Source organism: Streptomyces sp. NPDC046939 (assembly GCF_040644575.1).
In the GTDB taxonomy this organism is placed as follows: Bacteria; Actinomycetota; Actinomycetes; order Streptomycetales; family Streptomycetaceae; genus Streptomyces.
In genome coordinates, this window is record NZ_JBEYWV010000008.1 from 86,869 (window position 1) to 106,748 (window position 19,880).

The following is a 19,880-nucleotide window of genomic DNA, read 5'->3' on the forward strand; positions in this document are numbered from 1 at the left end:
CCGCCGCACCCACACGCGAGAGGCGCGCATGACCTCAGTGCCCACCCCGATCCCCTCCTCCCGTACGCAGTACGTGCAGGACGAGATCAAGCACCGCATCCTGACCGGGCAGTTGCGGCCGGGCCAGCCACTGGTGGAGACCGATCTCGCCGCGCAGTTCGGCGTCTCCAAGACACCGGTGCGCGAGGCGCTCAAGACCCTGGCGGGGACCGGACTCGTCGTGATGAGCCAGTACAAGGGCGTCACGGTGCGCATGGTGGACGCGGACATGGCCCGCGAGGTCTACGACGTGCGCCTCCTCCTCGAACCCGAGGCGCTGCGCCGCACGGTGCACCGCCGCGCCTCCCTCGACGCCGCCCGCGAGGCCCTGGAGCGCGCCGCCACGGCGAACGACACGGCTCAGCGCTCCCTCGCCAACCGGGAGTTCCACCGCGCGCTCTACGTCCCCTGCGGCAACCCGCTGCTCGGCAAGATGCTCGACGAGGTCCGCGACCAGGCCGCGCTCGTCTCCGCCGTCGCCTGGGCCGCGCACCCCTCCTGGGACCGGGAGGCCGCCGAGCACCAGGAGATCCTGGAGCTGGCGCTCGCCGGTGACGCGCAGGGCGCCTCCCGGGCGCTGCGCGACCACATCGCCTCGTTCGTGCGCCGGGCGTTCCCCGAGATCGAGATCCTCGGCCCGGACCAGCCGAAGCAGCAGCCGAACCGGAAGGGCGGGCCGCGCTCATGACCGGCACGCCGATAGCGTCGTACGCGTTCCAGGCCCAGCGGACCGCGCTGGCCGACGTGGTGGCGATCCCCGTGACCCCGTTCGCCGAGGACGGGTCGGTCGACGAGGCCGCGTACAAGGCCCTGCTGCGGCGGCTGCTCGACGCCGGGGTGCGCACGCTCACGCCGAACGGGAACACCGGCGAGTTCTACGCCCTGACCCCGCGGGAGCGGCGGCTCGTCACCGAGCTGACCCTCACCGAGGCGGGGGAGCGGCCCGGCGCCTCGGTCCTGGTCGGCGTCGGGCACGACGTCCCGACGGCCGTCGAGGCCGCCCGCCACGCCCGTGACCTCGGCGCCGACATGGTGATGGTGCACCAGCCCGTGCACCCGTACGTCTCCGACGGCGGCTGGGTCGACTACCACCGGGCCATCGCGCGGGCCGTCCCCGAGATCGGCGTCGTCCCGTACCTGAAGAACGCGGCGCTGCCCGGCGCCCGCCTCGCCGAGCTTGGCGCGGACTGCCCGAACGTGATCGGTGTGAAGTACGCGGTGCCGGACGCCGCGCGGTTCGCCGCGTTCGCCCGGGACGCGGGCCTGGACCGGTTCGTCTGGGTCGCCGGGCTCGCCGAGCCGTACGCCCCCTCGTACTTCTCGGCGGGGGCCAGCGGCTTCACGTCGGGGCTCGTGAACGTCGCGCCGGGCATCTCCCTGTCCATGATCGAAGCGCTTCGATCCGGCGACTATCCGAAGGCCATGAAGGTGTGGGAGCAGATCCGCCGCTTCGAGGAGCTGCGCGGCGCCGACGCCTCCGCCAACAACGTCACCGTCGTCAAGGAGGCCCTCGCCTCGCTCGGCCTGTGCCGCCGCGAGGTGCGCCCGCCCAGCCAGGAGCTGCCGGAGGCGGAGCGCGCCGAGGTCGCCGCGATCGCCGCGGGGTGGTCCATATGACCGACGGCCGCCCGAGACTGGCCCCGGAAGCGCTCCGCTCCCACCAGTGGTACGGCACCGAGGGCGCCCTGCGCACCTGGTCGCACAACGCGCGGATGCGCCAGCTCGGCTACGAGGCCGAGGAGTACCGGGGCCGACCGGTGATCGCCGTCCTCAACACCTGGTCGGACATCAACCCCTGCCACGTCCACCTGCGCGAACGCGCCGAGGCGGTCAAGCGGGGTGTTTGGCAGGCGGGCGGCTTCCCCCTGGAGTTCCCCGTCTCCACGCTCTCGGAGACGTACCAGAAGCCGACCCCGATGCTCTACCGCAACCTCCTCGCGATGGAGACCGAGGAGCTGCTGCGCTCCTACCCGGTCGACGCGGCGGTCCTGCTCGGCGGCTGCGACAAGTCGACCCCGGCCCTGCTCATGGGTGCGACCTCCGCCGACGTGCCGTCCCTCTTCGTGCCCGCCGGGCCGATGCTGCCCGGACACTGGCGCGGCGAGACGCTCGGCTCCGGCACCGACATGTGGAAGTACTGGGACGAGCACCGCGCCGGGAACCTCACCGACTGCGAACTGCGGGAGTTGCAAGGCGGATTGGCGCGCTCGCCCGGTCACTGCATGACCATGGGCACCGCCTCCACGATGACCGCCGCCGCGGAAGCGCTCGGCATGACGCTGCCCGGCGCCTCCTCGATCCCCGCGGTCGACTCGGCGCACGAGCGGATGGCCGCGGCCTCCGGACGCCGCGCCGTCGAGCTGGCCTGGGCCGCCCTCAAGCCGTCCGAGATCCTCACGGCGAACGCCTTCGAGGACGCCGTCACCACGGTCCTCGGTCTCGGTGGCTCGACCAACGCCGTGATCCACCTGATCGCCATGGCGGGCCGCGCGGGCGTCCGGCTGACACTCGACGACTTCGACCGCATCGCCCGCAGCGTGCCGGTCCTCGCCAACGTACGGCCGGGCGGACAGACGTACCTGATGGAGGACTTCTACTTCGCGGGCGGCCTGCCCGCCTTCCTCTCCCGCATCACGGATCTGCTCCACCTGGACCGCCCGACCGTCAACGGCCGCCTCGGCGACCAGCTCGCGGGCGCCACCGTCCACCACGACGACGTCATCCGCACCCGCGACAACCCCGTCGCCACCGAGGGCGGAGTCGCCGTCCTGCGCGGCAACCTCTGCCCCGACGGCGCGGTCATCAAGCACATCTCCGCCGAGCCGCACCTGCTCAAGCACACCGGGCCCGCCGTCGTCTTCGACGACTACAAGACGATGCAGCGCACCATCGACGACCCGGACCTCGGCATCACCGCCGACAGCGTCCTCGTCCTGCGCAACTCAGGACCCAAGGGCGGTCCCGGCATGCCCGAGTACGGGATGCTGCCGATCCCCGACCACCTGCTCAAGCAGGGCGTACGGGACATGGTGCGGATCTCCGACGCCCGCATGAGCGGCACCAGCTACGGGGCGTGCGTGCTGCACATCGCCCCCGAGTCGTACGTCGGCGGACCGCTGGCACTCGTACGGACCGGGGACAGCATCACCCTCGACGTCGCCGCCCGCACTCTGCAACTCAACGTGTCCGACGACGAGTTGGCCCGGCGCCGCGCCGCATGGGCCGCGCCGCCCGAGCGCTACGAGCGCGGTTACGGCGCGCTCTACAACGAGCAGATCACCCAGGCCGACACCGGCTGCGACTTCGCCTTCCTGGCCAGGCCGGGCGAGGTCCCCGACCCCTACGCGGGCTGACCCGCGCCCGTCGCCCCTCCCGGCACCCGCCACCGCCCGCCCTGCGCCCAGACACCGCGCACCCCGTTTGGAAAGCGCTTTCGAGAACGGAGTCCAGTCATGGCCCAAGCCACCGCCGTGGCGAAAGCCCCGCCCGGCCGGCGCCGCACGTCGGCCACCCCGCGCAGGCTGCCGTACCTGCTGATCGCCCCCGCCGGGCTGCTGATGCTGGGCTTCATCGCGTACCCCGTGATCAGCGTCTTCTACTACAGCCTCCAGCACTACAACCCCACCAAGCCATGGCGGAACGGCTTCGCCGGGTTCGACAACTTCGTCACCGCGTTCACCGACGACCCCGACTTCTGGCACACGCTCGGCTTCAGCCTCCAGTGGGTCGTCGTACAGGTGGTGCTCCAACTGCTGCTCGGGCTCGGCCTCGCGCTCGTCGTCAACCAGACCTTCGTCGGCCGCGCGATGGCCCGCGCCCTCGTCTTTTCCCCGTGGGCCGTCTCCGGCGTGCTGACCTCCGCCGTCTGGATGCTGCTCTACAACTCCCAGACCGGCATCACCCGTTACCTCGCCGACGTGGGCGTGGGCAGTTACGGCACCTCGTGGCTGTCGGACACCGCGACCGTCTTCCCGGCCGTCGTCACCGCCGAACTCTGGCGCGGCGTCCCCTTCTTCGCGATCCTCATCCTCGCCGACCTCCAGTCCGTCCCGAAGGACCTGTACGAGGCCGCCGAGGTCGACGGCGCGAGCCGCTGGCGGCAGTTCCTGCACATCACGCTGCCGCACCTGAAGGACGCGATCATCCTGTCCACGCTGCTGCGCGCGGTGTGGGAGTTCAACAACGTCGACCTGCTCTACACCCTCACCGGCGGCGGGCCCGCGGGCGAGACGACCACCCTGCCGCTGCGCATCGCCTCCATCGCCGTCGACAGCCACGACTTCGGCTACGCGTCCGCGCTGACCTCCATCGCCTTCGTGATCCTCCTGTTCTGCTCGATGGTCTATCTGCGGCTGAGCAAGTTCGGGGGCGGAGAGAAGTGAACGTCAAGGAAGCCCAGTCGACCACCGTCACCGCACCCGCCGCCACGACGTCCGGCGGCCGCCACCGGATCGCCCCCGCACCCCCGAGGAAGGGCCGCTCCTACGACGACGTGCCGCGCTGGCAGATCTATGTGCCGCTCGGCGTCTACCTCCTCTTCACGCTGGTCCCGTTCTACTGGATGCTGCTCTTCGCGTTCCGGCCCGCCGGGTCCACCTCGCTCGTGCCGTGGCCGCTGACCTTCGACCACTTCGACAAGGTCTGGAACGAGCGGTCCTTCGGGATCTTCTTCCAGAACAGCCTGCTCGTCGGCGTCGCCTCGATGCTGATGACGACGGTGGTCGCCCTGGCCGGCGGCTACGCTCTCGCCCGCTTCAACTTCCGGATCAAGCAGAGCTTCATGCTGGCGCTGCTGTGCTCGCAGTTCATCCCGGGCGCGCTGATGCTGGTCCCGCTGTTCCAGATCTTCGCCAACCTGAAGATGATCAACTCGCTCGGCTCCGTCATCATCGCCGAGACCGTCTTCCAACTGCCGCTGACCATGATCCTGATCAGCGGGTTCATCAAGAACGTGCCGTACTCCCTGGAGGAGGCGGCCTGGGTCGACGGCTGCGGACGCTTCCGCGCCTTCTGCGCGGTCGTGCTTCCCCTGCTGCGGCCGGGCCTGATCGCGGTCGGCTCCTTCGCCTTCGTGCACAGCTGGAACCACTTCCTGTTCGCCCTGATGTTCCTCTCGGACCAGGACAAGCAGACGATCCCGGTCGGGCTCGCGACGCTGATGGGCGCCGACTCGGTGGACCTGGGGGCGCTCGCGGCGGGCGGTGTCGTCGCGGCGGTGCCGGTCGTCATCGTCTTCGCGTTCATCCAGAAGTGGCTGGTCACGGGGTTCAGCGCCGGGGCGGTGAAGGGATGAGCGGGGCGCGGATCGCTGAGCCGGTCCCCGTCGTCCTCGCGGGCGCGCGCGGGCACGGCCGCTGGCACCTGAACAACCTGCGGCGCCTCACCGACGCCGGACGGGTCACACTCGCCGGGGTCTGCGAACTGAAGCCGCTGGAGGGACCGGAGCTGGAGGGGTTCGGGGCGGACGGGAAGGGCGGCGGCGTCGCGCAGGGCGACGACCTCGGCGCTCTCCTCGACGCGACCGGCGCCCGCGTGGCCATCGTCTGCACCCCGATCCCGACCCACACGGACCTGGCGCTGACCGCCGCGCGCCGGGGCGTCCACCTCCTCCTGGAGAAGCCGCCCGCCCCGTCATATACGGAATACGAGCGGATGGTGCGGGGCGTGGAGGAGGCGGGGGTCGCCTGCCAGATCGGGTTCCAGTCGCTCGGCTCGCACGCGATGTCTCATATACGAGATCTCGTGCGCGACGGCCACATCGGCGAACCCCTCGGCTTCGGCGCCGCCGGGGCCTGGGTCCGCGACGAGGCGTACTTCCGGCGCGCCCCGTGGGCCGGTCGCCGCCGCCTCCCCGCCCCCGCCCCCACCGGCACGGGCCCCGGCGCCGGATACATCGACGTCGTCGACGGCGTCCTCACCAACCCCCTCGCCCACGCCGTCTCCACCGCCCTCGCCCTCTCCGGCGCGACCGGCGGCGACGACCTCGCCGCCGTCCGCACCGAACTCTTCCGCGCCAACGCCATCGAGGCCGACGACACCTCCTTCGTCGAGATCACCCCGCGCGACGGCGCGCGCGTCACCGTCGCCGCCACGCTCTGCGCCGAGCGCGCCGAGGAGCCGTACGTCGTCGTGCACGGCAGCCGGGGCCGGATCACCTTCTGGTACAAGCAGGACCGCGTCCTCGTCCAGCGCGCGGGGCACGGCCCCGAGGAGACCGTCTTCGGCCGCACGGACCTCCTGGAGAACCTCCTCGACCATCTGACGTCCGGCGCCGACCTCCTCGTACCGCCCGCAGCGACCGGCGCCTTCATGCGCGTCGTCGAGGAGATCCGGCGCGCCCCGGACCCGCGCGCCCTGCCCGCCGACGCCTGGACGACGCTCCCCGGCGCGGGCGAGGGCGCCGCCCCCCGCCGTGTCGTGCACGGCATCGACGCGCTCGTCGCCGCCAGCGCGGACTCCCTCACCGGCTACGCCGGGCTCGGCGCGCGATGGGCCGGGCCCCGGTCAGGACTGGAGGCAGCATCATGAGCCCACTCGCCACCGCCCCGCTGACGCTGAGCTGCGCGGGCCGCCCCGTCGCCCGCTACGACCCGCGCCCCGACGTCGGGCACCGCCTTTCGCCGCGCCCCTGCCTGCACCCGGTCACCACCCTCGGCGGCGTCCCCGTCACCGAGTTCGCGCCCGCCGACCACCGCCACCACCTCGGCGTGAGCGTCGCCGTGCCCGACGTCGCCGGGTTCAACTTCTGGGGCGGCCGCACCTACGTCCGCGACCAGGGCCCCACCGAACTGGACAACCACGGCGAGCAACGCCACATCGAGTTCAAGCTGTGCGACCCGGACGGCTTCGTCGAGGACCTGGAGTGGACGGCGGGCGGCTGCCTCGTCCTGCGCGAGCGCCGCACGGTCGCCACGACACGGCTCGCCCCCGACGCCTGGGCGCTGGACCTCACCTTCTCCCTCACCAACCCCGGCGCCGAGGAGATCAGCATCGGCAGCCCGGCCACCAACGGCCGCCCCGGCGCCGCGTACGGCGGCTTCTTCTGGCGCGCGCCCAAGGAGGCGGCCCCGCCCGCCGTCCTCACCGCCGCCGCCGAGGGCGAGTCCGCCGTGCACGGCCGTACCGCCGACTGGCTGGCCATGGCGGGCGACGGCTGGACCCTCGTCTTCGCGGGGGCCACCGCCGAGACCCGCCGCGACCCGTGGTTCGTGCGTACGGGGGAGTACCCGGGCGTCGGCTCCTCGCTGGCCTCGCGAGCGCGGCTGCGGATCGGGGCGGGGGAGACCGCCGTGCGCCGCGTCGTCACGGTCGTCGCCGACGGCCGTCTCGACCGGGCCCGCGCCGCCGCCCTCGTCCGCAAGGCGGTGACCGCGTGAGCGCGGCAGCCCGCACCGGCGACCTGGGCGACGGCACGTACCGCAACCCGGTCCTCGCGGCCGACTGGTCCGACCCCGACGTCGTCCGCGTCGGCGACGACTTCTACCTGACCGCCTCCAGCTTCGGCCGCGTCCCCGGCCTGCCGCTCCTGCACTCCCGTGACCTCGTCAACTGGACGCTCGTCGGCCACGCCCTGGACCGGCTCGAACCCGCCGAGGCGTTCACGACGCCCCACCACGACTGCGGTGTCTGGGCCCCGTCCCTGCGCCACCACGACGGCCGCTTCTGGATCTTCTGGGGCGACCCCGACCACGGCATCCACCAGATCAACTCGCCGTCAATCAGGGGCCCATGGACGACACCCCACCTCCTCAAGGCGGGCAAAGGGCTCATCGACGCGTGCCCGCTCTGGGACGAGGAGAGCGGTGAGGCGTTCCTCGTGCACGCCTACGCCCGCTCGCGGGCCGGCGTCAAGAACCGGCTCACCGGCCACCGCATGAGCCCCGACGGCCGCGCACTCCTCGACGAGGGGCAGGTGATCATCGACGGGGACGCGCTCCCCGGCTGGTTCACCATCGAGGGCCCGAAGGTCTACCGCCACGACGGCTGGTACTGGATCTTCGCTCCGGCAGGCGGCGTGGAGACCGGCTGGCAGGGCGCGTTCCGCTCCCGCTCCTTCTTCGGCCCGTACGAGGAGCGCGTCGTCCTGGAACAGGGGACGACCGCGATCAACGGCCCCCACCAGGGCGGCTGGGTGCGGACCGGCGCGGGCGAGGACTGGTTCCTGCACTTCCAGCAGCGCGGCCCGTACGGGCGTGTCGTGCATCTGCAACCGATGCGCTGGGGTGCCGACGGCTGGCCCGTGCTCGGTGACGAAGCCGCCCCCGGCGCCCCCGTTCTCGTACACCGCAAGCCCGATCTGCCCGCGCAGCCCGTGGCCGCGCCCGCCACCGACGACGACTTCCCCGGCGGCCGGTTCGGGCGGCAGTGGCAGTGGACCGCCAACCCCCGCGACGGCTGGGCCGTCTCGCACGCCGGGGACGGGCTGCGGCTGACCTGCGTCCGGTCGGCGGACGGGGTGCGCGACCTGCGCCGCACCCCGCACCTGCTCACCCAGCGGCTGCCGCTCCGGCCCTCCCGCGTCGAGGTCGGCCTCTCCCTCACCAGCACCGCGCCCGGCGCACGGGCCGGTCTCGTCGTCCTCGGTGACGCCTACCCCTGGATCGGCCTGGAGCGCGGCGAGGACGGCACCGCCCGCGCCGTGCACCGGTTCGCCGAGACCGTCGCCGACGCCGAACGCGACGCCGCCGGCGAGCGCCCCGTGCCGCACGGCACGGCCCGGCTGCGGATCGACATCACCGACGGGGCGCGCTGCCGCTTCGCCCTCGACACGGGCGACGGCGCCGGGTTCCGGCCCTCGGGGCAGGTCTTCGCCGCGACGCCCTGGCGCTGGGTCGGCGCGCTCCTCGCCCTGTTCGCGGCGGCACCGCCCGGCACGGGCCCGGCCGGCACCGCCCTGTTCACGCACTTCGGCATCACCCCCCGCGACAACCCGTTGGATCCAGCAGAAGAGATGAGCCGACCATGAACATCCGCATGCGCAAAGGCGCGCTCCGCACCGGCACCGCCCTCGCCCTGACCACCGTCCTCGCGCTCACCGCGACCGCCTGCGGCGACGACGGCAGCGGTGCGGGCGGCGACAAGGGCGACGAGGGTTCCGGCAAGGGGGAGATCACCTTCTGGGACAACAACACGGCGGTGCGCCGCGACGTCTGGATGGAGATCATCAAGGACTTCGAGAAGGCCAACCCGGACATCAAGGTCAAGTACGTCGGCATCCCCGCCGAGAACGTGCAGTCCAAGTACGACACCGCGATCCAGGGCGGCGGCCTGCCCGACGTCGGCGGCGTCGGCACCGCCATGCTCGCCGGGATCGCCGCGCAGAACGCCCTCGAACCCCTCGACGACCGGCTCGCCACCAGCTCCCTCAACGGCAAGCTGAACGACGCCTTCCTGCGGTCCGTGAAGTCCGCGGGCGGCTCGAACTCCACACTGTTCACCGTCCCCACCTCGGCCAACAACGGCGTCCTGTACTACCGCACCGACCTGTTCAAGGCGGCCGGCCTGGACGCGCCGACGACGTGGAGCAAGTTCTACGAGGCCGCCGCCAAGCTCACCGACACGAGCAAGAACAGATTCGGCTACACCATCCGCGGCGGCGAGGGCTCCATCGCGCAGGCCCTCGACGCGATGTACGGGCAGAGCGGCATCACGTCGTTCTGGGACGCGGACAACACCAGGACCACGGTCAACGACCCGAAGAACGTGGCCGCGCTGGAGAAGTACGTCGGCCTCTACAAGAAGGCCACGCCGTCCGCCGACGTCAACAACGACTTCACCAAGATGGTCGCCCAGTTCGACAGCGGCCAGATCGGCATGCTCAGCCACAACCTGGGCTCCTACGGCGACCACGTGAAGGCGTTCGGCGACAAGTTCCGCGGCCTGCCGAGCCCGACCGCGGAGGACGGCACGCGCGTCCAGGTCTCCAACCCCGTCGACGGCCTGGGCCTGTTCAAGGCGAGCAAGAACAAGCAGGCCGCCTGGAAGTTCATCGAGTTCGCCGCCTCGCACGCCTCGAACAGCAAGTGGAACGAGCAGGCCAGGCAGATCCCGGCCAACACCGACGCCGCCAAGGACGCCTGGGTGCGGAAGTCGGAGCCGACCCGGCTCGCCGCCGAGGCGCTCTCCTCCGGCTCCACCAAGATCGTGGACCTGCCGTACTACCTGCCCGACTGGAACACCGTCTCCAAGGCCGACAACGAGGACGACCTGCAGAAGGTCCTGCTCGGCAAGCAGTCCGCGAAGCAGTTCCTCGACCACCTCGCCGAGCAGCTCAACAAGGCGCAGGACGAATGGAAGGCGCAGGCGAAGTAGGCCGCCACGCGCCCATACGAGACCGGTCCGGCGGCGGGGCGCACCGGGCAGCCCCGCCATACCCCCGCCGTCGGGCCCACCCATCCGTACCCTTCGCAGTTTCGAATCGAGGAGCCGCACAGTGAACACCGTCATATGTCATGCTCGCGTCATAGCCGGGATCGTCGGGTGCACCGCCCTCTTCCTCGCTGCCACCACCACAGGCGCCGCCCAGGCCCACGGCCGCGACCTCGCGCGGCAGACGCTGCCCGCCCGCGACGGCTGGGCGGCCGCGACGACCGGCACCACGGGCGGCGCCGCCGCCACCCGTGACCGCGTCTTCACCGTCACCACCTGGGCCGAGTTCAAGGCGGCCCTCGCCGTCGAGGGCACCGCCCCGCGCATCGTCAAGGTCAAGGGCACGCTCGACGCCGACGGCGCGGACTGCTCCGACTTCGCCGTCCCCGGCTACGACTTCGACCGGTACCTCGCCGACTACGACCCCGCCGTCTGGGGCTACGACACGGACCTGGAGGGCGAGAAGGCGACCCCCGGCACCCAGGAGTACCTGCGCGACCAGTCCGCCGCTGCCCAGGCCAAGGCCATCAAGGCGGCCGTTCCCGCCAACACCACCATCATCGGCGTCGGCCACGGCGCGGGTATCGTCGGCGGCAGCCTCCAGATCAACGGCGTCGACAACGTCATCGTGCGCGGCCTCACCCTGGAGTCCCCGCTCGACTGCTTCCCGCAGTGGGACCCGACCGACGGTTCCACCGGCAACTGGAACTCCGAGTACGACGCCGCCGTAGTCCACAACGCCACCCACGTCTGGCTCGACCACAACACGTTCACCGACGGCGACCACCCCGACTCCACGCTGCCCAGCCACTACGGCCGCCTCTTCCAGCAGCACGACGGCGAGCTCGACGTCGTCCGGGGCGCCGACCACGTCACCGCGTCCTGGAACGTCTTCGAGGACCACGACAAGACCTTCATGATCGGCAACAGCGACAGCGCGGGCGCCACCGACGAGGGCAAGCTCCGGGTCACCCTGCACCACAACCTCTTCAGGAACCTCGTCGAACGCGCCCCGCGCGTCCGGTTCGGGCAGGTCGACGCGTACAACAACTCCTATGTCGCGGGCGACGACTACGGCTACTCGTTCGGCATCGGGTTCAAGTCGCGGCTCCACGCCGAGAAGAACGCGTTCACGCTGCCGCCCGGGGTCGGGGCCTCGGCGGTGCTGCACCGGTGGAGCGACTCGCCGCTCACCGCCGAGGGCAATGTCGTGAACGGCACGGAGACCGATCTGATCGCCGCCTACAACGCGGCCAATCCGTCGGCCCCGCTGGCCTCGGGGGCCGGGTGGACGCCGGTCCTGCGTATGCGGGTGGACCCGGCGGAGGTCGTGGCCCGGGTTGTCGGTCGGGGGGCCGGGGCGGATCGGCTTCGTTGAGGTTCTGTTGTTCGCCGGGTGCGGGAGCGTCGTGGTTGCTCGCGCAGTTCCCCGCGCCCCTGGATACCTGGAGTGCACGCATGTTTCCTCAGCAACGTCAACTCGGCTTCAGCCGCCGGGCGTTCGTGTCGGCAGGTGTCGGTGTCGGACTCGCTCTCAGGAGTGGTGGGGCCTATGGGGCGCCCCCTCGGCGGGGCGCCCCCCGTACCCTCCACATCGATCCGCGCGGCGGTGGTGACCACACCACCGTTCAGGCCGCCGTCGACGCCGTCAGCGGGGACGGATGGACCCTCGTCCTCGCGCCCGGTGTCTACCGCGAGACCGTCTCCGTGCCCGCCACCGCCACCGGCATGACCTGGCTCGGCGCCGCACGCGATCCGCGTCGTACGGTCGTCGTGTTCGGCAACGCGGCGGGCACGCCCAGGCCCGACGGGTCCGGTACGTACGGCACCAGCGGGTCCGCCACCGTCACCTTGCGGCCCGACGGGTTCACCGCGCGCGGGATCACCTTCGCCAACGACTGGCTGCGCGCCGACCATCCCGGCGTCACCGGGACGCAGGCCGTCGCGCTCAAGGTCACGGGCGACCGTTCCGCCTTCTTCGACTGCCGCTTCCTCGGGCACCAGGACACCCTGTACGCGGACTCGCCCGCCCTCACCACGTTCGCGCGGCAGTACTTCCACGGCTGCTACGTCGAGGGCGACGTGGACTTCGTCTTCGGGCGCGCCACCGCCGTCTTCGAGGACTGCCACTTCCGCACGCTCGCCCGTACCGATCTGGCGGGCGCCCCGTACGGCTTCGTCCTCGCGCCGTCCACCGCCGCGGCCAACCCGCTCGGCTACCTGGTCACCCGGTCCCGGATCAGCTCGGCGGCGCCCGACGGCTACTACAAGCTGGCCCGGCCATGGGTGCCCAGCTCCGACACCACCGCCCGGCCGATGCTCGTCGTCCGCGACACGCACCTGGGGCCCGGCATCGACGCCGTCGCGCCCTACGCCGCCATGTCCGACGCCCATCCGTGGCAGGAGCAGCGGTTCGCCGAGTACCGCAACTCCGGGCCGGGCGCGGTCGTCACCGTGCCGGAGAACCGGCCGCGGCTCACCCGCGCCGAAGCCGCCCGGCACACCCCGGCGAGATACCTCGGGGACTGGCGTCCGCGCGTGTGAAACAGGTCAGCCCAGTTGCCACAGTGCGTACACGATGCCGAGGAGAACAAGGCCGGCGAGAGCGAGGAGAGCACCGAGCAGACGGAGCTGCCCGGCGGTGTTCGTGCGCCGCACGGGCAGACCGCGCATGTCGAACGCCCAGCTCAGACCGGCCCACAGCGCCACGACACCGCCCACGGCGAACACGGTGAGCAATACGGGCGACTGCCCGTGCGCGGAGGAGGCGACGGCGAACTGCGACTGCACTGAGTGAGCGTAGGACGAGCCGCCCAAAGGCCGGGTCAAGCCGCCGCCATCCCTGAGCAATGGATCGACCGATACGTGTATCGATCCAGTAACCCCTCTCGCGCCGCCCCGTGTGATGCGCGTAGACATCGGGCCATGCGGAAGTCCATCACAGTCGCGGGTATCGCCGCCGCGTGCGCCCTCGCGGGCGGCGCCCTCTACGGCACCGGCACGGCCGGCGCCGACGCTCCCACCGCCAAGGTCACGGCGGAGCCCTACAACATCGGCAAGCTCGTCGGCGACATCAAGTCGTACTACGGCGCCACGCAGGACGCCGACGGCACCTGGCGCGCCGACCCCCACAGCGCCTACGCCGACGACCTGGCGCGCATCGAGGCGCGCGCCAAGAAGGACATCGCCAAGGCGGCCGAGCAGGCCCGCCACCACCGCGCCAAGCCCGCGGTCGTCTTCGACATCGACGACACGCTGCTGCTCAGCCTCGACTACGAGGTGCGCACCAACTACGTCTACAACGGCGCCACCTGGGCGGCCTACGTGGCGGAGGCCGACCGCCCCGCCGTCTTCGGCACCCCCGACCTCATCACGTACGCACGGAGCAAGGGCGTCGAGGTCTTCTACAACTCCGGGCTCACCGAGGCGCAGCGCGACGCGGCCGTCGCGAACCTGAAGAAGGTCGGGATCAACACGGACTTCGACGCGCGCCATCTCTACCTGAAGAACGCCGACGACCCGCCCGCCTACCTCAGCGGCTGCGCCACCGCCGGGGCCTGGAAGTGCACGACCGTGCAGTACAAGTCGGGCACCCGCAAGCACATCGAGTCGCTCGGCTACGACATCGTCGGCGACTTCGGCGACCAGCAGTCCGACCTCGACGGCGGCTACGCGGACAAGACGTACAAGTTCCCCAACCCGACGTACTTCGTCGGCTGAGACGCGGCCGGTACGGCGGATCAGTCGTAGGTGAGGTCCGACGCCGTGTACCTGCAGTACGTGCCGTCGGGCCCGCTGCCGGCCTCCGTCGGCTCCGCGCCGGTGCTGTTGCCGTTGTAGCGGACGCACGGCTTGATCTTCCTGCCGCTGTCGCCGTGGATGCGGACGTTGCGCAGCGCGGCCGTGTCGCCGTAGTTGGAGTTGATGCCGACGATCGACTTGCCCGGGGCGGTCACATCGACGTCGTTGACGGTGATGTTGCGGTTCTTGTACTGCGTCGAGCAGTTGCCGCACGAGCGGACCAGCTTGCCGAAGTCCGACACCTGGAACTTGGTGACGACGAGCTTGCCCGCGCCGTTGAACTGGAACACCTTGTCCGACGCCTTCCTCGCGCCGCCCCCGTACACCGTGTAGACGGACGACGTGGACTTGCCCTTGAAGGTCGCGGCGTCCTCGCCGACATCCTCCCACCAGACGTTCTGCAGCGTGCAGGTGCCCGCGCAGTGCACGCCGTCGGCGGCGGGGGAGCCGATGATGACGTTCTTCAGGGTGGCGCCGTCCTTCAGATTGAAGATCGGGTCCTGGCCCTCGTCCTGGCCGTCGCCTCCGAGGTCGCCTGAGCCGTAGAACCGCTTGTAGGAGCCGTCGTAGGTGCCCGAGACGGAGATGGTGCTGCTCACCGCCTGCTTGCCGGTGGCGGTCGGCCAGGCGGTCGCGGCCCCGGCGGAGCCGAGCATGCCGGCGGTGGCGAGGGCGGCGCCGGTCAGGGTCAGCGCGAGGAGCCCGCCGAGGGTGGCCCGGCGCCGGGTGACGCGGCGCCGGTGGCGCTGCGGGGAGAGGGTGCCTGTCTTGGTCATGCCCCTTGGTCGCCGGGCCGCGGGGAAAGGTTGCCGCCTCGTCCCCGGACGTTCAGGTCATGCGAAGTCCCCGCTCACGGCCACTTGCTCGCCGTCCGCGGTGCGGCCCCACACCGAGTACGAGTCACCGCCCGCGTCCCGGTCGCCATCGGCGTGGTTGTACTGCCCGGCGAACACGTACTGCCCGGCCGGCACCGTACGGCCGTTCTTCAGGACCCACCGGTACACCAGGAAGCCGCCGCGCTCGCCGACGGACACCGTGAAGTCCTCGGCGGGCAGCGAGCGCCAGTTGCCGGTGTCGGCGACCCCGCCGGTCTGCGCGATCCGCAGCTCCAGCGTGAGCGCGGTGAGCTGCCGCCGCGCCTTGAACGTGATGTCGCTCTGCGCCCAGTACCTGTTCGAGCCGGGGTCGACGGTCCCTTCCGACCACAGGGCCGGGGGCGCGGCCGTGCGCGTGGGTGTCGGTGTCGCCGTCGGCATCGGCGTCACGGCCACCGTCCCGCGCGGGCCGTCGTCGTCCTGGCGCAGTGCGGGGCCCACCGCGAACGCGCCCACGACGAGGACGCCCGCGACCCCCGCCACCGCGCCCGCGATCCGCACCCATCCGGCCGCCGGACGGCGCCGCCCGGCCGCCGCCGGGTGCGGCCGTGCCATGCCGCGCTCGATCCGGGCGAGCATCCGCTCCCGGTCCGGGTGGTGCGCGTCGGCGGACTCGCGCAGCCGCCGCCGCACTTCCTCGCTCACCGCCGCCACCCCTCCGCCGTCGCCCCGACGGCCCGCACGCGGCGCGGGGCCGGGTCCTCCCGCTCGCCGGACCCGAGCCGCTTCTCCAGCTCGGCCATGCCCTTGGACGTCTGGCTCTTCACCGTACCCACCGAGATGCCGAGGGCGAGCGCGGTGTCCTTCTCCGACAGGTCGAACGCGTGCCGCAGCACCACGCAGGCCCGCTTGCGGAAGGGGAGTTCGCGCAGCGCGCCCTGCACGTCGACCACGGCGGGCACGTCCGGGTCCTCGGCGCGCTCCTGCCGGCCCGACCAGAACAGGGCCACGCGCCGCCGCTCACGGACCGCGCTGCGGATCCGGGTACGGGCGAGATTGGCGACGACGCCCCGCGCGTACGCCACCGGATGCTCCGCCTGCCTGACCCGGTCCCAGCGGTGCCAGAGCGCGAGCAGCGCGTCCGCCGCGAGGTCGTCGGCGGCGTCCGCCTCACCCGTCAGGAGGTGGGCGAGACGGGCGAGTTCAGCGTGGTGCCGTTCGAAGAAGGCATGGAACTCGGCGGAGTTGTCGTCGTCCACGACAGCGCTCACACGGATCCCTCCCCTCACTGTGCGGCTCGATACGGCTCGACGGGATGCGAGAGCGTACCAGCGTTGCGTACAGCGCTTCGAAGGACGTGCGAGATTTCGGACATGATCGGATCGGGGGGATCGGTATCCGAGCTAGGTTGCGTAACTGACTAGGTAGTCATACGGTCTATGTCATGAACGCCGCTCCGTACATCTCGCCGCACCTCACCACCGCGTCCGTCGTGACGGCCGCCGCCGTCACGCTCTACCTCGCGGCCGGGGAGCCGTTCGTGGGGCGGCGCATGTACGCCTCGCTCGCGCGGCGCCGCGACAGCGAACCGGCGGCGCTGGTGCGGTACTTCCGGGCGACGCTGGGGTTCTGGGCGGTCCTCGTGGCCCTGTGCGGCGCGGTGTACGCGCTGTCGCCCGGGCTCACGGCCGCCGACCTCGGGCTCGTCGCCGGGGACGGGCCGGTCGCGGCGACCGGGTTCACCGGGGCGCTGCTCGCCGCCGTCGCGCTGGGCAAGCGCCGGATGCGGGCGCCGGCCGGCGACGGCAAGCATGTCCGCGGCCTCGACGCGGTCTCGGCGATGCTGCCCCGCACGCGGCGGGAGCGGGGGTACGCGGTGGCCGTCGCCCTCGTGGACGCGATCGGCTCCGAACTCCTGTACCGGGGCCTCCTCATCGCCTTCGGTGTCGGCGCGCTCGGTCTGCACGTGTACGTGGCCGCCGCCCTCGCCGTGCTGGTGTACGCGGGCGCCGGGCTCTACCAGGGCCGCTCCGGTGTCCGCGCCTTCGCCCTCTTCGGCGGCCTGTGCACCGCGCTGTACCTCCTCACCGGGAGCCTGCTCCTGCCGGTGGCCGTGCACGCGCTGCTGTCGCTCCGCGACCTGGTCGTCCTGCCGGGCGCCGTCATGAAGGGCAGGACCGCATGAGCGGCGACCGTCGCGCCAGCTGGTTCAAGGGCGTGCTCGACCTGCTCGTCCTCGCCGCCCTCACCGACGGCGAGAGCTACGGCTACGAGATCGGCAAGAGGCTGGACGGCGCCGGGTTCGGGCAGATCAAGGGCGGCACGCTCTACCCCGTGCTCAACCGGCTCGAGGAGGCCGGTCTCGTCGCGGCCGAGTTCCGGGCCACCGAGAAGGGGCCGGGCCGCCGGTACTACACACTCACGGACGCGGGGCGGGCCACGCTCGCCGAACAGGGGGCATTGTGGCGGGAGTTCGACGCGTCGGTACGGGCGATGCTGGCGAAGGGCGGAGTGCGATGACGGCCGACGACTACCTGGCCGAGCTGAGCCGCCTGCTCCGCGACCACGGCCTGCCCCCGGCCCATGTCACCGCGACCGTCGACGACCTGGCGGCGCACCTGGCGGAGTCCGGGCCGGTCGACCCCGAGGACGAGTTCGGCCCCGTGGCGGAGTTCGCGCGGCAACTGGCGCCGGAGGGCGCGGCGGCGGACGCCGTCGCCCCCGACGAGCACGTCGAGACCTGGCGCTGGACCGCCGACACCTACGCCGACGAGGCGCTCCTCGACCGCTTCGGCGACGAGGGCTGGGAGGTGGAACGCATCGACGCCCTGGGCCGCTTCGTCAGCCACCGCGACCCGGAACACCCCCAGCGCTGGGAGTACCGCCGCGAACTGGTGACCCGGGGCCGTGCCGCCCTGGACCGCGAACTGGCCGTCGAGGGCTGGGAGCCGTGCGGCACGTGGGTCGTGTACGGCTGGTACAAGCGGCCGAAGGCGGCGACGCTGGGCCCGGCGGCCCGGATGGCGGCCCCGCCCCCGGCCACCCCCACCCGCACCACGTTCTTCAGCCGCCGCTTCTACGCGACGCTGGCGACGGCGACCGTGGCGCTGGTCGCCGCGGCGATCGCCCTGGCCGTGCGGGACGGCGAGCCGAGCACGGGGGCGGGCTTCGTGACGGGCGCCTTGGCCGGTGCGGCGGTACCGCTGCTGGCGGGCTGGGCGGTGGTGGCCTGGCAGATGCGGCGCCGTCGCGGCGGGGCGCGCAGCTCCCCGCGCCCCTGAGGTGGCGCATCGCGTGCGCCACCTCGGAGGCCCGGTCCGCGCCCGGGGCTAACCCTTCAGCCCCGCCGACATCATCGCCCTGGCGATCGGTGCGGCCAGGCCGTTGCCGCTTACCTCGGAGCGGGCCGCGTCCGACTGTTCCACCACCACCGCCACGGCGATCTGCTTGCCGGTCGTGTTGTCCTTGGCGTACGAGGTGAACCAGGCGTACGGCGTCTTGCTGTTGTTCTCGCCGTGCTGGGCCGTGCCCGTCTTGCCGCCGACCGTCGCGCCCGCGATCTGCGCGTTCGTGCCCGTGCCCTTCGTCACCACGGTCTCCATCGCGGACTGGAGCTGGGACGCGGTGGAGGCGCTGACGACCCGGGTGGTGTCGGAGTCCGGGTAGGTCCTGATCGCGTCACCGTCCGCGTTCGTCACCTCGGAGACCATGTGGGGGGACGCCTGTCGGCCGCCGTTGGCGAGCGTCGCGGAGACCATCGCCATCTGGAGCGGCGTGGCGGTCACGTCGAACTGGCCGATGCCGGAGAGCGCGGTCTGCGCCTTGTCCATGCCGGACGGGTAGACGCTCTCGGCGGCCCGCACCGGCACGTCCCGCTTCTTGTCGTCGAAGCCGAACTTCTCGGCCATCGCCCGCACCTTGTCCTGCCCCAGCTCGACGGCGATCTTGCCGAAGACGTTGTTGCAGGAGTACTGGAGCGCCGTGCGCAGGGAGGCGTTCTCGCAGGGCGCGCTCGCGCTCTCGTTCCGCAGGTAGGTCCTGGTGCCGGGGAGGAGATACGGGTTGGGGGAGTCCGTGCGCTCGTCCACCGACCCGTACAGGCCGTTCTCCAGGGCGGCGGCGGCCACGACCAGCTTGAACGTCGAGCCCGGCGGCAGCGCCTGCTTCAGCGCCCGGTTCAGGGTCGGCACGTCCTTGTCGTCGGACAGCTTCTTCCACGCCTTCGCGTCGGCCGCGCCGGAGCCGCTGATCGTCGACGCGTCGTACGACGGCGACGACACCATGCCGAGGATCCGCCCGGTCCTGGGGTCGATCGCGACGGCGGCGCCCTTGGTGGAGCCGAGCGCCTTCGCCGCCGCCTTCTGCACGGCCGGGTCGATCGTCGTGATCACGTCACCGGGGGCGGGGCGCTTGCCGGTGAGCGTGTCGAGCGGGTTCGTCAGCCGTGTCGCCGTGCCGTCGAGCACGTCCTGGTACAGGGCCTCCAGTTGTGTGGATCCGTACACCTGCGAGGTGTACCCGGTGACCGCCGTGTACAGGGAGCCGCCCGGGTACGTCCGCTTGTACCCGAGGTCGCTCCCGCCGCCCGTCGGCGCCGAACCGGTCACCGCCTTTCCGCCCACGATGATGTCGCCGAGCGGGTACGCGTACCGCGCTATCGTCTTCCGCCGGTTGTCGTCGTTGTCCGCGAGGGCCTTGCCGTCGTAGAACTGCACCCATGTCGCCCTGACCAGCAGAGCGAGCACGAGCAGCAGACTGAAGACGGAGGCGCGCCTGATCGTCTTGTTCATCCCACACAGAGGACGAGCGGCCGTGAGCGGATCGTTCCGAAAAGGCCGGTTTTCTCAGGAAGCTCTC

At 71.9% G+C, this 19,880-nt stretch carries 20 protein-coding genes; 15 read left to right on the forward strand and 5 right to left on the reverse strand.

Going from position 1 to position 19,880, the window contains the following annotated elements:
- Positions 1-28 precede the first annotated feature (28 nt).
- From ABZ877_RS11125 to ABZ877_RS11175, 11 genes are all read left to right on the forward strand, one after another.
- Complete coding sequence (locus tag ABZ877_RS11125; protein ID WP_361067878.1) at positions 29-727, forward strand: GntR family transcriptional regulator; 699 nt, start codon at positions 29-31, stop codon at positions 725-727.
- Positions 724-1,656: a dihydrodipicolinate synthase family protein gene (locus ABZ877_RS11130; RefSeq protein WP_361067881.1), complete on the forward strand. Its 933-nt coding sequence runs from the start codon at positions 724-726 to the stop codon at positions 1,654-1,656. The genes ABZ877_RS11125 and ABZ877_RS11130 overlap by 4 nt, the downstream gene beginning before the upstream one ends.
- Positions 1,653-3,392 (forward strand): L-arabinonate dehydratase, encoded by a 1,740-nt coding sequence (gene araD, locus ABZ877_RS11135; protein ID WP_361067884.1) that lies wholly within the window; start codon positions 1,653-1,655, stop codon positions 3,390-3,392. Before ABZ877_RS11130 ends, araD begins: the two co-directional genes overlap by 4 nt.
- Before the next feature lie 99 nt (positions 3,393-3,491).
- Entirely contained in the window at positions 3,492-4,421 is a 930-nt protein-coding gene (locus ABZ877_RS11140; RefSeq protein ID WP_361067887.1) for a sugar ABC transporter permease, read from the forward strand.
- Between the two features lie 68 nt (positions 4,422-4,489).
- The gene (locus ABZ877_RS11145; RefSeq protein ID WP_361068373.1) at positions 4,490-5,332 is read left to right on the forward strand and encodes a carbohydrate ABC transporter permease; all 843 of its coding nucleotides are present in this window, start codon (positions 4,490-4,492) and stop codon (positions 5,330-5,332) included.
- Positions 5,329-6,567, forward strand: coding sequence for a Gfo/Idh/MocA family oxidoreductase (locus ABZ877_RS11150; protein ID WP_361067890.1), 1,239 nt, complete (start codon positions 5,329-5,331; stop codon positions 6,565-6,567). The genes ABZ877_RS11145 and ABZ877_RS11150 overlap by 4 nt, the downstream gene beginning before the upstream one ends.
- The gene (locus ABZ877_RS11155) at positions 6,564-7,415 is read left to right on the forward strand and encodes a PmoA family protein (protein ID WP_361067892.1); all 852 of its coding nucleotides are present in this window, start codon (positions 6,564-6,566) and stop codon (positions 7,413-7,415) included. The genes ABZ877_RS11150 and ABZ877_RS11155 overlap by 4 nt, the downstream gene beginning before the upstream one ends.
- Entirely contained in the window at positions 7,412-9,004 is a 1,593-nt protein-coding gene (locus ABZ877_RS11160; protein ID WP_361067895.1) for a family 43 glycosylhydrolase, read from the forward strand. Before ABZ877_RS11155 ends, ABZ877_RS11160 begins: the two co-directional genes overlap by 4 nt.
- Positions 9,001-10,350 carry a sugar ABC transporter substrate-binding protein gene (locus ABZ877_RS11165; RefSeq protein ID WP_361067898.1) on the forward strand — a complete coding sequence of 450 codons (1,350 nt, stop codon included), beginning with the start codon at positions 9,001-9,003 and terminating at the stop codon, positions 10,348-10,350. The genes ABZ877_RS11160 and ABZ877_RS11165 overlap by 4 nt, the downstream gene beginning before the upstream one ends.
- 121 nt (positions 10,351-10,471) lie before the next feature.
- Positions 10,472-11,785, forward strand: a complete 1,314-nt coding sequence (locus ABZ877_RS11170; RefSeq protein ID WP_361067901.1) for a pectate lyase — start codon at positions 10,472-10,474, stop codon at positions 11,783-11,785.
- Between the two features lie 80 nt (positions 11,786-11,865).
- The gene (locus tag ABZ877_RS11175) at positions 11,866-12,951 is read left to right on the forward strand and encodes a pectinesterase family protein (RefSeq protein ID WP_361067904.1); all 1,086 of its coding nucleotides are present in this window, start codon (positions 11,866-11,868) and stop codon (positions 12,949-12,951) included.
- Positions 12,952-12,957: 6 nt separating this feature from the next.
- Here ABZ877_RS11175 and ABZ877_RS11180 read toward each other — a convergent pair whose 3' ends face one another.
- Complete coding sequence (locus tag ABZ877_RS11180; protein ID WP_361067907.1) at positions 12,958-13,197, reverse strand: hypothetical protein; 240 nt, start codon at positions 13,195-13,197, stop codon at positions 12,958-12,960.
- Positions 13,198-13,332: 135 nt separating this feature from the next.
- Here ABZ877_RS11180 and ABZ877_RS11185 point away from each other — a divergent pair, with 135 nt between their 5' ends.
- Entirely contained in the window at positions 13,333-14,127 is a 795-nt protein-coding gene (locus ABZ877_RS11185) for an HAD family acid phosphatase (RefSeq protein WP_361067910.1), read from the forward strand.
- Positions 14,128-14,147: 20 nt separating this feature from the next.
- Here the strand turns inward: ABZ877_RS11185 and ABZ877_RS11190 are convergent, their stop codons facing one another.
- Genes ABZ877_RS11190 through ABZ877_RS11200 form a run of 3 tightly spaced genes read right to left on the reverse strand, consistent with a single transcriptional unit; the run spans position 14,148 to position 16,294 of the window.
- Positions 14,148-14,984 carry a pectate lyase gene (locus ABZ877_RS11190; RefSeq protein ID WP_361067913.1) on the reverse strand — a complete coding sequence of 279 codons (837 nt, stop codon included), beginning with the start codon at positions 14,982-14,984 and terminating at the stop codon, positions 14,148-14,150.
- Between the two features lie 57 nt (positions 14,985-15,041).
- Positions 15,042-15,728, reverse strand: coding sequence for a hypothetical protein (locus ABZ877_RS11195; protein WP_361067916.1), 687 nt, complete (start codon positions 15,726-15,728; stop codon positions 15,042-15,044).
- Entirely contained in the window at positions 15,725-16,294 is a 570-nt protein-coding gene (locus ABZ877_RS11200; RefSeq protein WP_361067919.1) for a SigE family RNA polymerase sigma factor, read from the reverse strand. Before ABZ877_RS11200 ends, ABZ877_RS11195 begins: the two co-directional genes overlap by 4 nt.
- Positions 16,295-16,467: 173 nt before the next feature.
- On the opposite strand from ABZ877_RS11200, the gene ABZ877_RS11205 reads away from it, so the two are divergent.
- From ABZ877_RS11205 to ABZ877_RS11215, 3 genes are read left to right on the forward strand one after another with little or no spacing between them, the layout of a single operon-like run.
- Entirely contained in the window at positions 16,468-17,208 is a 741-nt protein-coding gene (locus tag ABZ877_RS11205; RefSeq protein ID WP_361067922.1) for a CPBP family glutamic-type intramembrane protease, read from the forward strand.
- Complete coding sequence (locus tag ABZ877_RS11210) at positions 17,205-17,543, forward strand: PadR family transcriptional regulator (protein WP_361067925.1); 339 nt, start codon at positions 17,205-17,207, stop codon at positions 17,541-17,543. The genes ABZ877_RS11205 and ABZ877_RS11210 overlap by 4 nt, the downstream gene beginning before the upstream one ends.
- The gene (locus tag ABZ877_RS11215; protein ID WP_361067929.1) at positions 17,540-18,304 is read left to right on the forward strand and encodes a hypothetical protein; all 765 of its coding nucleotides are present in this window, start codon (positions 17,540-17,542) and stop codon (positions 18,302-18,304) included. The genes ABZ877_RS11210 and ABZ877_RS11215 overlap by 4 nt, the downstream gene beginning before the upstream one ends.
- A gap of 48 nt (positions 18,305-18,352) precedes the next feature.
- Here the strand turns inward: ABZ877_RS11215 and ABZ877_RS11220 are convergent, their stop codons facing one another.
- The gene (locus ABZ877_RS11220) at positions 18,353-19,813 is read right to left on the reverse strand and encodes a penicillin-binding protein 2 (RefSeq protein ID WP_361067932.1); all 1,461 of its coding nucleotides are present in this window, start codon (positions 19,811-19,813) and stop codon (positions 18,353-18,355) included.
- Positions 19,814-19,880 lie beyond the last annotated feature (67 nt).

What these genes read in the sequence shown, in the direction of transcription:
- ABZ877_RS11125 (WP_361067878.1), top strand. Translation starts at nt 29, where the DNA reads ATGACCTCAGTGCCCACCCCGATCCCCTCCTCCCGTACGCAGTACGTG.
- ABZ877_RS11155 (WP_361067892.1), top strand. Translation starts at nt 6,564, where the DNA reads ATGAGCCCACTCGCCACCGCCCCGCTGACGCTGAGCTGCGCGGGCCGC.
- ABZ877_RS11215 (WP_361067929.1), top strand. Translation starts at nt 17,540, where the DNA reads ATGACGGCCGACGACTACCTGGCCGAGCTGAGCCGCCTGCTCCGCGAC.
- ABZ877_RS11130 (WP_361067881.1), top strand. Translation starts at nt 724, where the DNA reads ATGACCGGCACGCCGATAGCGTCGTACGCGTTCCAGGCCCAGCGGACC.
- ABZ877_RS11205 (WP_361067922.1), top strand. Translation starts at nt 16,468, where the DNA reads ATGAACGCCGCTCCGTACATCTCGCCGCACCTCACCACCGCGTCCGTC.
- ABZ877_RS11210 (WP_361067925.1), top strand. Translation starts at nt 17,205, where the DNA reads ATGAGCGGCGACCGTCGCGCCAGCTGGTTCAAGGGCGTGCTCGACCTG.
- ABZ877_RS11220 (WP_361067932.1), bottom strand. Translation starts at nt 19,813, where the DNA reads ATGAACAAGACGATCAGGCGCGCCTCCGTCTTCAGTCTGCTGCTCGTG.
- ABZ877_RS11140 (WP_361067887.1), top strand. Translation starts at nt 3,492, where the DNA reads ATGGCCCAAGCCACCGCCGTGGCGAAAGCCCCGCCCGGCCGGCGCCGC.
- ABZ877_RS11185 (WP_361067910.1), top strand. Translation starts at nt 13,333, where the DNA reads ATGCGGAAGTCCATCACAGTCGCGGGTATCGCCGCCGCGTGCGCCCTC.
- ABZ877_RS11190 (WP_361067913.1), bottom strand. Translation starts at nt 14,984, where the DNA reads ATGACCAAGACAGGCACCCTCTCCCCGCAGCGCCACCGGCGCCGCGTC.
- ABZ877_RS11175 (WP_361067904.1), top strand. Translation starts at nt 11,866, where the DNA reads ATGTTTCCTCAGCAACGTCAACTCGGCTTCAGCCGCCGGGCGTTCGTG.
- ABZ877_RS11150 (WP_361067890.1), top strand. Translation starts at nt 5,329, where the DNA reads ATGAGCGGGGCGCGGATCGCTGAGCCGGTCCCCGTCGTCCTCGCGGGC.
- araD (WP_361067884.1), top strand. Translation starts at nt 1,653, where the DNA reads ATGACCGACGGCCGCCCGAGACTGGCCCCGGAAGCGCTCCGCTCCCAC.
- ABZ877_RS11165 (WP_361067898.1), top strand. Translation starts at nt 9,001, where the DNA reads ATGAACATCCGCATGCGCAAAGGCGCGCTCCGCACCGGCACCGCCCTC.